The following is a 12,878-nucleotide window of genomic DNA, read 5'->3' as shown; positions in this document are numbered from 1 at the left end:
TCGGGCGTTTTTAGACCGAAAAGCCAGGGAGTTAGATCGCCTCAGCGCAGCGCGATGTAGATGTTGAAGGCGCTGATGAGGGTGATCAGGGTGCCGACCAGGGTCAGCAGGGTGCGCGCCGGCAGCTTCTTGCACAGCAGGGCGGCGAAGGGCGCGGCGAACAGGCCGCCGAAGACCAGGCCGGCCACCATGAACCAGGTGTTCAGCTCACCTGCCAGGAGGATGAAGGAGGTGGCGCTGGAGATGGTCAGGAAGAACTCGGCGAAGTTCACCGAGCCGATGGTGGTGCGCGGGTCGCTGCCCGAGCCCAGCAGGCTGCTGGTGACCACCGGGCCCCAGCCGCCGCCACCGGCGGCGTCGACGAAGCCGCCGAACAGCGCCAGCTTGGCCACGTGCTTGGGCGCGCGGCGCTGGGCGACGTGGCGGTAGGCCTTGCTGAGGATGTACAGGCCCATCAGCAGCAGGTAGGCGGAGATGAAGGGCTTGAGCACGGCGCCGTCGAAGGAGGTGATCAGCACCGCGCCGAGCACGGCGCCGATGATGCCGGGCAGCAGCAGGCGCAGGAACAGGGACTTGTTGACGTTGCCCAGCTTGACGTGGGAGATGCCGGAGAGGCCGGTGGTGAACACTTCGGCGATGTGCACGCTGGCGCTGGCCGCCGCCGGGGAGGCGCCTGCGGTGAGCAGGAAGGTGGTGGCGGTGATGCCGTAGGCCATGCCCAGGGCGCCATCCACCACCTGGGCGAGGAAGCCCACGGCGACGGCGCTCCAGAAGCTGGGGCTGGTGAGGGCGCGTTCGATGATGTCGAGGCCGGTTTCGCCGCCGTGGTCACCGAAGAACAAGCGCCAGGCGAGGAAGCCGAGCAGGCTCACGAGGATCAGCACCGCGACCCACATCGCGGCGCGCAGCACCGGGTGGTTGTCGGGGTGGGTGACGAAATCCTCGACGGGGGGGATGCCGAGCGCCTGGTGTTCGTTGTTGACCGGGCTCTGGCTGAGGTCGAGGTTGCGGATCTTCATGAGGGGTACGGCGCCTGACAGTGGGTGGTAGAACAGGCCGGAATAAACAGGCGGCGAAGATAAGCGGCTTTGCTTAGAGAGTCTAAGAAGATTTCCGCAGGTTCTTATTCCATTTGATTTGAAGGGGCATTGGCCACCGGGCTGTACCGGCCCATCCCTCGGCAACTGTATGCGCCGCCCGTTGCGGGCCCTGGGCTAGGCTGGGGGCCATTTTCCGGGAGGTGTGTATGAAGGTGCTGGGTGTTCTGGGCGGGATGAGCTGGGAGTCGACCCTGAGCTACTACCGGCTGCTCAACGAGGGGGTGCGTGCGCGCCTGGGTGGCCTGCATTCGGCGCCGCTGCTGGTGCATTCGGTGGACTTCGCCGGCATCGCCGCGCTGCAGGCCGGTGGCCGCTGGGACGAGGCCGGCCAGCGCCTGGCCGAGGCGGCGCAGGGGCTGGAGCGGGCCGGTGCCGGGGCGCTGCTGCTGGCCACCAACACCATGCACAAGGTGGCTCCGGCCCTGGAGGCGGTGCTGGCGATCCCGCTGCTGCACATCGGCGATGCGGTGGGCCACAGCCTGCAGGCGATGCGGGTGGACAACGTGGCCCTGCTGGGCACCCGCTTCACCATGCAGGAAACCTTCTACCGCGAGCGCCTGGCGCAGCGCTTCGGCATCCGCGTGCAGGTGCCGGGGGCGGAGGCGATGACCGAGGTGGACCGGGTGATCTACGAGGAGCTGTGCCAGGGCCGCTTCCTGCCGGCCTCGCGGGACTTCTACCTGGCCGAACTGGAGCGCCTGCGCGCGGCCGGCGCCCAGGCGGCGATCCTCGGCTGCACCGAGATCGGCCTGCTGCTGGAAGGCTGCGAGGCGCCGCTGCCGCTGGTGGACAGCACCGAGCGGCACGTGGCGATGGGGCTGGAGTGGTTGCTGGCGTCCTGAAGCACTCCAGGAGGCTGAGTCACCCTCTTCTGCTGTGAATCTCCAGGGCTTCGCAAGCACCCGATCCCTGCCCCTCTCCGGAAGGGAGAGGGGAAAATCCGAAGCGCACCATGAAGTCCTACTGGGCTCGGGGGGTGGTGCAGGGACACTGCCCCTTCAGGAGGCCGAGTGCAGTCGTTGCGCAGGGGGACGAACGGCATGGATGCCGTGAGAGGCGCGCCAGGCCATGGATGGCCCATCGCGCCGGCCCCCGGAGCAACGATGGAGCGAGGGAAGTCCCGCGAAGCGGGACCCGGATGCTGGGGCGAGCCTTTTTGGTTTCTTTTTTGGCGACTGAAAAAAGAAACTCGCCCGGCAAGGCGAAACAGGCGACATCAATTGAGCCCAAGCGTCTGCTTGTTCTCCTGATGCATTTTTCAGGAAGAACAACTGATCTCCAGGTGCTTGCCCCACTCCGGCGGGCGTTCGGCGTAGCGCTCCATGCCGGGCTGTTCGTCGAAGGGGCGGGCGAGCACGGCGTGCAGCTGGCGCACTTCGCTGTAGTCCCCCTGCTCGGCGGCCTCGATGGCGCGCTGGGCCAGGTAGTTGCGCAGTATGTAGCGGGGGTTCACGGCGTGCATGCGCTGGCGCCGCTCGGCCGGCTCGCCACCGTCGCGTGCTGCACGCTGGCAGTAGTCGGCGGCCCAGGCGTCGAAGCCGGCGAGGTCGACGAACTCGTTGCGCAGCACGGCCACGGCCTGCTCCGGCGCGTCTTCGCCGAGGCGGCGGAAGAAGCCGGTGTAGTCCACCGCGCTGGTCTGCATCAGTTGCAGCAGGCGCTGCACCCGGTCGGCGTCGTCGTCTTCGGCGCGGGTCAGGCCGAGGCGGCGGCGCATCAGGTCCAGCCAGTGGGCCTGGTACAGGGGCAGGAACAGGCCGAGGGTTTCGCGCAGTTCGTCCACCTCCACCTGGGGCGTGAGGGCCTGGGCGAGGGCGGCGAGGTTCCAGTGGGCGATGGGCACCTGGTTGCTGAAGCTGTAGCGGCCGCTGTCGTCGGAGTGGTTGCAGATGTGGTTGGCGTCGAAGTCGTCGAGGAAGGCGTAGGGGCCGAAGTCGAAGGTGATGCCGAGGATCGACATGTTGTCGGTGTTCATCACGCCGTGGCAGAAGCCGTAGGCCTGCCAGCGGGCGATGAGTTCGGCGTTGCGCTCGACGATTTCGCGGAACATCGCCGCCCAGGGGCGTTCATGGCCCTGCAGGTGGGGGAAATGGCAGGCCAGGACGTGCTCGCCGAGGGCCTGCAGCTGCTCGTGCTGGCGGGTGTAATAGAAGTATTCGAAGTGGCCGAAGCGCACGTGGCTGGGCGCCATGCGCAGCAGGGTGGCACCGGTCTCGCGGCGCTCGCGGTACACCGGGGTGCTGGAGCCGATCACGCACAGGGCGCGGCTGCTGGGGATGCCGAGGGCGTGCAGGTGTTCGCTGGCGAGGAATTCGCGGATGGAGCTGCGCAGCACGGCGCGGCCGTCGCCCATGCGCGAGTAGGGCGTCTGCCCGGCGCCCTTGAGGTGCAGGTCCCAGTGCTCGCCGGCCTGGTTGACCACTTCGCCCAGCAGCAGGCCGCGACCGTCGCCGAGGCGCGGGTTGTAGGCGCCGAACTGGTGGCCGGAATAGACCATGGCCCGGGGCGCGGCGTCGGCCCAGAGGCGGTGCCCGCCGAACAGTTCGGCGAACAGCGGGCTGTCGGCTTCGGCCGGGTCCAGGTCCAGCAGGGCCAGGGCGGCGGGGCTGGCCACCACCAGACGCGGGTCGTCCAGCGGGTCGGGCAGCACGTCGGTGGAGAAGGCGTCGCCGAGGCGGGCGAAGCGGTTGTCGAACTGCAGGGCGTCGAGATTTTTCATGGCGGCAGCTTGTCACGGCCCGGAGGCGGGGGAAACCCGTGGGGACCGACGGTCCCCACGGGGCGGGGTCAGGGCGCGGCGGGGGCCTCGTCCTCGGCGGCAGGCGCGGGGGCGGGCGGGAGCTTGCGGCTGAGGGTGACGTCCATCTTCGGCACCGAGGAGATGTTGATGCCGTGCTCCTGGAACAGCTGGTCGATGCGCCGGTTGAGTTCGTCGGTGGCCAGGCCCCGGTCGCCCAGTTCGCGCACGTACACCTTCAGCTCGTGCTCCAGGGCGGTGGCGCCGTAGGTCTTGAGCTGCACGCTGGGGGCCGGGTCGCGCAGCACGCGGCTGTTCTCCTGGGTGGCCTGCAGCAGCAGCTTGCGCACCAGCTCCAGGTCGGCGCCACGGTTGACGTTGTAGATCAGCACGATGCGGGTGACGGTGTCGGTCAGCGTCCAGTTGATCAGCTGGCTGGTGAGGAAGGTCTGGTTGGGGACGATCACTTCCTTGCGGTCGCTGTCGGTGATGTGGGTGGCGCGGATGCGGATCCGGTTCACGGTGCCGGTGACGGTGCCGATGGTCACCAGGTCGCCGATGCGCACGGGGCGCTCGAACAGCAGGATGAGGCCGGAGATGAAGTTGGCGAAGATCGCCTGCATGCCGAAGCCGATGCCCACGGAGAGGGCGGCCACCAGCCATTGCAGCTTGTCCCAGCTGACCCCGAGGGTGGACAGCGCGCTGACGAAGCCGAGCCCGGCGATGGCGTAGGAGAGCAGCGTGGTGGTGGCGTAGGCGCTGCCCTGGGCGAGCTTCATGCGCGAGAGCACCAGCACTTCCAGCAGGCCCGGCAGGTTGCGTGCGAGCACGACGGTGATGCCGGCGATGATCAGCGCGCCGAGTACGTCGAGCAGGCTGATGGGCACCTGGGTGGCGGCGTCGCCGGTGCCGGCGCCGTACTGGTAGAGGGTGATCTGGTCGAGGTAGGCGAACACGGTGATGAGGTCGGCCCAGACCAGGTACATGCAGGCGATGAAGCCGCCCAGCAGCGCCAGGCGGATCAGCCGCAGGGACTGCTGGTTGACCTGCTCGATGTCCAGCACCGGTTCTTCCACCGCGACTTCCTCGCCTTCGGCGTTCTCCTTGGTCTGCGCCTGGCGCTTGGCCAGGGCGCGGGCGTAGGCCAGGCGGCGGGCGGCCACGGCCAGGCCCCGGACGAAGGCGGCTTCGATCAGCAGGGCGAGGATCAGCAGGTAGAGGGTGTTGATCAGCCGGTCGGTGAGCTTGAGCGAGGTGTAGTAGTAGCCGAAGCCCACGGCGACCATGAAGGCCAGGGGCAGCAGGGTGAAGGCGATGCCGATCAGCAGGCGGAAGGGCGAGGTCTGCTCGCGCATCGGTTCGGCCAGCAGCAGGTTGCTCAGCACCAGGGCCATCAGGGCGTAGCAGGTGAGCACGACGATGATGCCGATGACGTCGTCGGCCAGGGCCTGGGGCTGGTGCTCGGCGACGGTCACTACGGCCACCAGGGCCATGACCACCACGCCGAGGCGGCGGATCTGCTTGCTCAGCAGCGCCACCTGGGGGCGCGGCCAGCGGAAGTGCAGCTCGGCGACGCCGCCCGGGGCGAGGATGCGGTACAGGGTGTAGAACACCAGCCAGGCCAGGGCCATCTCCAGCAGGGCGGAGCCGAGGGTGGCGTTCTGGCCACGGGCGTCGATGTGCAGGGCCAGGCCGCAGAGGGCGAGGAACAGGGTCACCGGCAGCGCCAGCAGCACGTTGAGCAGCAGCGCCAGGGGCGTGTGCATCTGGCTGTCACGCTTGTAGTGGCCGATGTCGCGGTGCAGGTCGTTGAGCTTGCTGTACAGCCAGCCACGCCGCCAGAGCAGGGCGCCGATCAGCAGCAGCAGGGGGATGAACAGCCAGGGGCGGTCCACCAGGCCTTCCCAGAGTTCGGTGACGCCTTCGCCCCAGGGCAGTTCGGCGAGCTGGGTCTTCAGGTGCTGCGGGGCGCCCTTGAGCCAGGCCAGGTCCAGCGGTTTGTTGCTGGGGATCCAGAACATCTGCTCTTCGAGGGTGTTGCGCAGGGCCTGGGCGGTGGTGGCGAGCTGCTTCTGGTTGAGCTGCAGGGTGATGGATTCGTTGAGCAGGGCGTTGAGCTCGCGGCCCAGGCGGTCGAACAGTTCGACCCGGGTGGTGGCCAGGTCCAGCAGGGTTTCGCGCAGGTCCGGGGTGACCTGCTCGGGCGGCTGGCGGGCCAGCAGGTTGTCGACGTAGTCCTGCGGGTTGCCCATCTTGTCGCGCTGCTGGCCCAGTTCGAACTGGTAGAGGCGGATGTCGGCGATCTCGTCGGCGAGGTTGGCGTCCAGGCGCAGGTGCGGCAGGGCCTGCTTCTGCTGGTAGAGGATCTTGGACAGCAGCAGGCTGCCCTTGAGCACGCTGATCTGCTCTTCCAGGGCCTGGTCGGCCTGGCTGAGGGTGTCCAGTTGCTGGCGGGTCTGCAGGTTCTGCTGGGTCAGTTCGTTGAGGCGGTCGGTGGAGCGCAGCAGGTAGTCGGAGAGCTTGAGGTTGGTGGCGCTCTCGGCGGCCAGCAGGCTGTCGGGGGTGGCCTTCTGGGCCTCGCGGGAGAGTTCGGCGACGGTCTGCTCGGAGCTTTCCCTGCGCTTGATGTTGATCAGCGACTGCAGGTCCTGGCTTTCCTGCTCCAGGCGGTGGGTGCGTTCCACCATCAGGTCGCGGCGGCTGTTGCCCAGGTCCTGCAGCAGACTGTTGCCGGCCAGTTCCTGGCGGCGCAGCTGGGTCTGGGCTTCGAGGGCGGCCAGTTCGGCGTTGTACTGGTCGCGCAGCTCTTCGCTGATGGGCTTGCCGGCGTCCTTGCCGACCTTGAGCAGGGCGTTGAGCTGCTGGGTGCGGGCCTGGTTGCTGCTGATCTCGGCCTGGGCGCGCTCGGGGCGGGTCTGGGCGGTGATGATCAGGCTGTTGGCTTCGGCCAGTTGCTTCTGCCCGTCGGAGAGCTGGGTGCTGCGCTGGCTGAGCACCTGCTCCAGCTGGGCGAGGCTGGACTTGGCGTAGCGCTCGCTCACCGGCACCTGGCGGGTGGCCTTGAGGCGGGCCAGCTCGCGCTGGGCGTCGCTGATCTGCCGGGGGGCCTCGGCCAGCTGGCGCTTGAGGTCGGCCAGGCGCTTTTCGCTGTCGGCCTGGTTCTCCAGCAGGGTGAGGGTCTGTTCGAGGATGGCCTTGAGGGCCTTCTGCTCGGCCTCCGGCAGCTTGCGGTCGGCGAGGGTGTCGAGGCTCTGCTGGACTTCGGAGCTGCTGGGCGGGGCGGCGGCGTGGGCGCCGGGGCCGAGCAGGCAGAGGCTGAGCAGGGCGGCAGTGAGTAAGGGGCGCAGGGAGGGCATGGTCGCGTGGGGCGGCTCTGGTTGGTTGCGGTGAATCTTATGCCAGCGTGGCGGGCCGGTTGTGGTGCCCGGTCACGCGGCGTTGATCAGGTCGCTGCTGCCGGCAGCAGCTTAGCTGCAATCGTCGTGATCAGAGGAACAGGCCCGGTCCGGGGCGGGCGTGACCTTCGGGGAATCTGACGCCGACCTTGCGCACCTTGTTCCCTTCCATCAGGGCGACGGTCCAGGTCAGGCCGTTCCACTCCACCTGGTCGCCCACCACCGGCTCGCCGCCGATCTCGTGGGCGATGAAGCGGCCCAGGGGCTGGCTGCCGTCGATGTCGTCCAGGCGCAGGCCGTAGAGCGCGGCCACGGCGGACAGCTGGGCGTCGCCTTCGAGGACGAAGTCGCCGAAGAAGCGCAGGTCCAGGCCGCGCTGGGGGGCCTGGCTGAACAGTTTGCCGAGGCCGGGCAGGTCCTGTTCGTGGCCGACCACGCAGAGGATGTCGCCGGCTTCCAGCACGGTGGAGCCGGAGGGGTGCAGCAGTTCGGTGCCGCGGAACAGGGCGGCGATGCGGGTGCCTTCGGGCATCTTCAGTTCGCGCAGGGCGGCGCCGATGCACCACTTCTCGGCACCCAGGCGGTAGACGAACAGCTCCCACTCGCTGGTGGGGTGCACCTCCAGCCCGGCGCGGGAGATGGGCGCCGGCTCCGGCGGTACCGTCACCCGCAGCAGCTTGGCCGCCCAGGGCAGGCTGGTGCCCTGCAGCACCAGCGATACCAGGACGATGAAGAAGGCGACGTTGAAGAACAGCTGGGCGTTGGGCAGGCCGGCCATCAGCGGGAACACCGCGAGGATGATGGGCACCGCGCCGCGCAGGCCGACCCAGGCGATGAAGGCCTTTTCGCGGTTGTGGAAGGCGCGGAAGGGGATCAGCCCCACCGCCACCGACAGCGGGCGGGCGACGAGGATCATCCACAGCGCCAGGCCCAGCGCCGGGACGATGATGGGCAGCAGGTCATGGGGGGTGACCAGCAGGCCGAGCACCAGGAACATGCCGATCTGCGCCAGCCAGGTCAGGCCGTCGAGCATGTGCAGGATGCCGTGGCGCGAGCGGATCGGGCGGTTGCCGAGGAACAGGCCGAACAGGTACACGGCGAGGATGCCGCTGCCGCCCACGGCGTTGGTGACGGCGAAGACCAGCAGGCCACCGGCGACCACCAGCAAGGGGTAGAGGCCGTTGGCGAGGGTGAGGCGGTTGATCAGCTGCAGCATCAGCCAGCCGCCGCCCAGCCCCAGCAGGGCGCCCAGGCCGAACTGCTGGGCGATGTGCACCGGGAAGCTCCAGCTGAAGCCGGTCTCGCCGCTGCTGAGCATTTCGATCAGGGTGATGGTCAGGAACACCGCCATCGGGTCGTTGCTGCCGGACTCGATCTCCAGGGTGGCGCTGACCCGCTCGTTGAGCCCGCGCCCGCCCAGCAGGCTGAACACCGCTGCGGCATCGGTGGAACCGACGATGGCGCCGATCAGCAAGCCTTCCAGCAGGCTCAGGTTGAACAGCCAGGCGGCGGCCACGCCGGTCAGGCCGGCGGTGATCAGCACCCCGATCGTGGCCAGGGACAGTGACGGCCAGAGGGCCACGCGGAAGGTCGCGACGCGGGTTCGCAGGCCGCCGTCCAGCAGGATCACGGCCAGGGCCAGGTTCCCCACCAGGTAGGCCTGGGGGTAGTTGTTGAAGACGATGCCGCCGGGCCCGTCGTTGCCGGCGAGCATGCCGACCACCAGGAAGATCACCAGGATCGGGATGCCGAAGCGCGAGCCGAACGCGCTGACGAGGATGCTCATGCCCACCAGCAACGCGCCGATCAGGAACAGGCTGTTGATGGTGGTTGCATCCACGTTGGCGGAACTCCTGCAAAGGGGGTACGAGGGCGGGGCGAAAAGGTGCATGCAGCGTGCATGCCAGCCGGATTCTAACCTGCCGACCGCAACGGCCCGCAAGCACAGTTTGGCCATGATCCGCAGGTTTTTTGGAACGGGTCTGACGGGCGCGGGGACGTTTTCGACTTGTTGGTCGGCGTGTTGGGCCGTGGGGCGGATGAGTGGGTTCCGCAGGGCGGGGGACGTTCTTCCCCTCGCTGTCGGTTGCTGTACGGGCGATCTCAAGGCTTCTGGGACGTTTCCAGGTATTCATCCTTGCCCATGACCGGGCTGGCGGTGAGGCGTATGTGCTGTTGAAGGCTGAAGACTGACCGCGAGCCATAAAAAAGCCCCACATGTGCGCGGGGCGTGAAAGGTCCGGTTGGACTCAGAACCAGTCGGCTTGCATGCCCAGGCAGGTGTCGTCGCGGGCTTCGAGGATGGCCAGGGCGTGGTGGACGCCGGGCACTTCCCAGGTGAGGAAGAAGCGGGCGGCCTGCAGTTTGCCTTTGTAGAACTCGGTGTCGGCGGGTTGCCGTTGGCCAGGCCTTCCTGCGCGCGGATGGCTTGTTCCAGCCAGCGCCAGCCGATGACGGCGTGGCCGAAGCTGTTGAGGTAGAGCGCGGAGTTGGCCAGGGCCTGGGCGACCTTGCCCTGCATCAGGTCGCCGAGCAGGGCGAGGGTGACGCTGGAGAGGCGGGCGAGCAGTTGCTCCAGCGGTTGGCGCAGGGCGTCCAGTTCGCTGTGGGCGGCGGCGCGCTGGCAAGTCTCGTTCATCAGGCGCTTGTGATAGCGGCTTTGCTCAGAATTTGGCCAATAAAATGGGCGTTCCGGTTGAGGCGCCTACCAACCTAGTTTGGGCTTATTGTGATGGGAAGATGGTGGTTGCGCGGCGCGCATCATTAGATAAAAGATCTCCACTGTAAATACGCCAGATCTTTTGAAGCAAGGTAAGTTCAAGTATTCAGTCCTAGGGGACCATAATGGAAAAAATGTCTTCTCTTGCATGTGAGGTGTGTGGCGGACGCTTAGAGGCTTTTAATGAGGGAAGTGCTCAAGGTTTAAAGTGTGTCAATTGTGACTGGTCATTGGTTACTACGCAGATTCCAGAAATCAGGGTTGATGAACAAGAATATTATGTCCTCTGTGATGGGGGGGTTAAGAGCGTGGCTCATATAAGAGCTGTTGCTGAAGTGTCAGGCCTAAATTTTTTGGAGGCTAGAAAGGCTCTTAAAGGGGGGCGTTTTGTAGTGTTCTCCGGTCAAGCAGTTGATGTTTTACGAGTTAAAGATATTCTTGGTTCTGCTGGGGTTCGGTATTCAATAGAGCCTGATTTCAGATGGGGCTGAACAAGCATTTCTTAGATGGTGCGACTAAGGTTCTCATGCGCCTGTAAAACTAAAATTTATTACAATGGCAATGACGTGAAGTTTATAATGGTGGATCCAGGTTTTTTCGTGAGTTAAGTCGAAGCATGGGGTAAAGGTTAATTATTGCTTATCAAGTGCTCGCGCTCTTGGTTGGTTTTAGGCACTGCTGATTGTTAGTTAAAAACTGACCAAAGTGGTTCGGATCGCTCGCTCGTTCAAGCGTTCTCGCCACCAATATGACTTGGCTGTTAACGCCTCCTTGATCCAAAGCAGAACTCTGCTGTCTTCGGCAGGCAATATCAATGTACCTCCGCTGGATCGATAGCAAAAACAGCATTACCTAGGTCGGACGCTCGAGCTCGGTGTGACCTATGCTCTAGCCTTCTGCAGTTGCCCCTATTCTGATTAGAGGTGGAAAAGGTTAATGGAAAAAACAACGCTCTTATATGAGTGCCATAGCTGCCTGATGGGGTCTAAAGATCCAGTAACATGCACGAATTGTGGGGTTTTAATCAGGAAGTTGGATCTTTCAGGGGCGATGGTGATCCCGCCTGTTTGGGGTGTTGTGGTAATCAATGACATTAATCAAGAAGAGCTGGATGCTGTGAGCCGTGTGATAGATGAGGTGACGAATCGCTTCTATCAGAATTTCTCTACTTTTGAAGTGGATGGAGCTCTAGTAATAGAGTGCAACGAGATTGCTGCCGCTAAACTGATACCTAGGTTGGAAGATGAACTGCGTGGGTGTAGGCCAGATATCGTAATTTGTTTTGAGGGTAAGCCGGAGTAGGTGGTCAACTTCAGTGCCTGCCGTTTTTGAAAATAGGGTCAGGATTTTTTCTTGTCTACAGGGTTAGGGAGAGCTCTGCTTAAGTAGATCTTTATGTCTAAATTGGTTGTGGGTGTTGGAAGGATTTGTATGGTGTCCGGATTATTTAGAGGCTTCTGTCGAAGTGTGGGGTTGGAGGCTTGGTTTTCACTGTTTGACTATTAAGAGATAAATATGACGGCAGGCGGTTCTGTTTTAGTAACTGGGTGGTTGATAATAATTGATTTTAAGCTGTATCTTGTTCAGGTTGATCAGGCCGAGCAGGTTGAAAATTGCGAGAGCTCTCAGAGAATAGAAGTGTCTGAGCCAGAAATAATTTTCTCGGTATTGGAGCGGATTTTTCCATTGGGAGGAGGTAATAGCTTTATATTTCACCGAGCTAGAGTTTGTGGCGTTATGACAAGTGGCGTGCAGAGAGTAGTCAAAGTGATTTCAATGTCGGTGGAAGAGAGAGGGGGTGGCTTTGTTCCAATCGCTATTGAGGGCAGCGCAGAGCGGCATAGGGCCAAGTATCAGGAATTTATCAGTAAGAGAGGGATAAAATCTAGCGATTGGCTCGATTACTATTAGGATTCAGCAGTGGTTTGCTGAGTTAATGGTCTAGTGATTTTTGTTCTTCTTGTTTTTAGTTTTCCCTGCTCTTCTGCTAGCTATGTGGTAACGCGGTTGCATGCTGTGTGAGGTTTTTTGTTTTTTGGATTGCAAGGGTTTTGGCAGACTGTAGATTATATTTCTCTGGTTGGCTTGTTGTTGTGTTGGCTTAGGGGATTGTGTGTCTGTTTTTGTCTATTCGAGGTTGAGAAGAAGTGAAAAGGTCTCCGAATTTGTATGAGTGTCACAGCTGTATTATGGAGTCTACAGACCCAGTAAGATGTACCAATTGTGGGGTTTTGATACAGGAGATTGATATTTCAAAAGCGATGTTCATACCGCCCGTTTGGGGGTATTTAGTGGTGGAAAGCTCTGATCAGGAAGTTCTTGAGGTTGTTAGGCGCATAACGAGCGAGGTAACAAGTGCCTTTTACCACAATTTCTATATTTCTGAAGTTGCGGGTAAATTGCTTGTAAAATGCAACAACTATTCCGCTTCCCTGCTCATTCCTAGGCTGGAAGAAGAGCTGTCTAGTCGTAAGCCAAGTCTCTTGATTTATTTTGAGGGCAAGTCTGAGTAGATGGTTTTGTGGTAGGGGCTTAAGGCTGAATTCAATGGGTATAAAGAATATGAAGCGTACTTTTCTTATCGCAGCCGTCGCTCTGGTGGCTGCCTGTTCCAATCAAGGCCCGGTGATTCCTCCGGTTACTTCCAATGACACACCCTCTGCCGCTATTCAGGCGTTCCGTGAAATCTGCCTGAAGACTGCGCCCGACTTTTCCCAGGCAGCGGAGGCCGCCAAGGCATTGGGTGTGGGGGTAGGCGATATGGGCTTCATGATGGCCGGCTTCAAGGCGGACAAGAGCCTGGGCGTTCAGATCCAGGCAGGGAAAGAATGTGTCGTGACCACGCCTTCGCAGCGGGACGAGAGCCTTACCCGGCAATTGCTGGACGCGGCTCGTGATTTGTCCAGTACGCCGGTTGCGCAAACCTC

8 protein-coding genes and 1 pseudogene are annotated in these 12,878 nt (G+C 63.1%); 4 read left to right on the top strand and 5 right to left on the bottom strand.

Annotated features, from left to right (window positions below; translation table 11 throughout):
* Nucleotides 1–41: 41 nt before the first annotated feature.
* On the bottom strand, nt 42–1,019 hold the full coding sequence (locus BM198_RS28095) for a sulfite exporter TauE/SafE family protein (RefSeq protein ID WP_074974107.1): 978 nt from the start codon (nt 1,017–1,019) through the stop codon (nt 42–44).
* A gap of 227 nt (nt 1,020–1,246) precedes the next feature.
* Here BM198_RS28095 and BM198_RS28090 point away from each other — a divergent pair, with 227 nt between their 5' ends.
* The gene (locus BM198_RS28090) at nt 1,247–1,942 is read left to right on the top strand and encodes an aspartate/glutamate racemase family protein (RefSeq protein WP_074974105.1); all 696 of its coding nucleotides are present in this window, start codon (nt 1,247–1,249) and stop codon (nt 1,940–1,942) included.
* 416 nt (nt 1,943–2,358) lie between these two features.
* On the opposite strand, the gene selO is transcribed toward BM198_RS28090, so the two are convergent.
* The 4 genes and pseudogenes from selO to BM198_RS28070 all read right to left on the bottom strand — a co-directional run.
* Nucleotides 2,359–3,819, bottom strand: coding sequence for a protein adenylyltransferase SelO (gene selO, locus BM198_RS28085; protein WP_074974103.1), 1,461 nt, complete (start codon nt 3,817–3,819; stop codon nt 2,359–2,361).
* Nucleotides 3,820–3,887: 68 nt separating this feature from the next.
* Nucleotides 3,888–7,193 carry a mechanosensitive channel MscK gene (mscK, locus tag BM198_RS28080; protein WP_074974100.1) on the bottom strand — a complete coding sequence of 1,102 codons (3,306 nt, stop codon included), beginning with the start codon at nt 7,191–7,193 and terminating at the stop codon, nt 3,888–3,890.
* 130 nt (nt 7,194–7,323) lie between these two features.
* Nucleotides 7,324–9,072, bottom strand: coding sequence for a potassium/proton antiporter (locus tag BM198_RS28075; RefSeq protein WP_044403423.1), 1,749 nt, complete (start codon nt 9,070–9,072; stop codon nt 7,324–7,326).
* Between the two features lie 409 nt (nt 9,073–9,481).
* A pseudogene (locus BM198_RS28070) lies at nt 9,482–9,858 on the bottom strand (acyl-CoA dehydrogenase C-terminal domain-containing protein); the annotation flags it as partial.
* A gap of 218 nt (nt 9,859–10,076) precedes the next feature.
* Between BM198_RS28070 and BM198_RS29975 the strand changes: the two are divergent.
* The 3 genes from BM198_RS29975 to BM198_RS28060 all read left to right on the top strand — a co-directional run.
* Nucleotides 10,077–10,442 carry a hypothetical protein gene (locus BM198_RS29975; RefSeq protein WP_139233726.1) on the top strand — a complete coding sequence of 122 codons (366 nt, stop codon included), beginning with the start codon at nt 10,077–10,079 and terminating at the stop codon, nt 10,440–10,442.
* Nucleotides 10,443–10,887: 445 nt separating this feature from the next.
* A complete protein-coding gene (locus tag BM198_RS29970) occupies nt 10,888–11,253 on the top strand; it encodes a hypothetical protein (RefSeq protein WP_139233725.1) in 366 nt (121 codons plus the stop codon).
* A 1,260-nt stretch (nt 11,254–12,513) separates the two neighbouring features.
* Nucleotides 12,514–12,878, top strand: a 365-nt coding sequence (locus BM198_RS28060) for a hypothetical protein (protein WP_074974096.1), incomplete at its 3' end; no start/stop codon positions are given.

Origin of the sequence: Metapseudomonas otitidis (assembly GCF_900111835.1) — a bacterium.
Taxonomy (GTDB): Bacteria; Pseudomonadota; Gammaproteobacteria; order Pseudomonadales; family Pseudomonadaceae; genus Metapseudomonas; species Metapseudomonas otitidis.
This window is presented reverse-complemented; position numbering and strand designations above follow the sequence as displayed.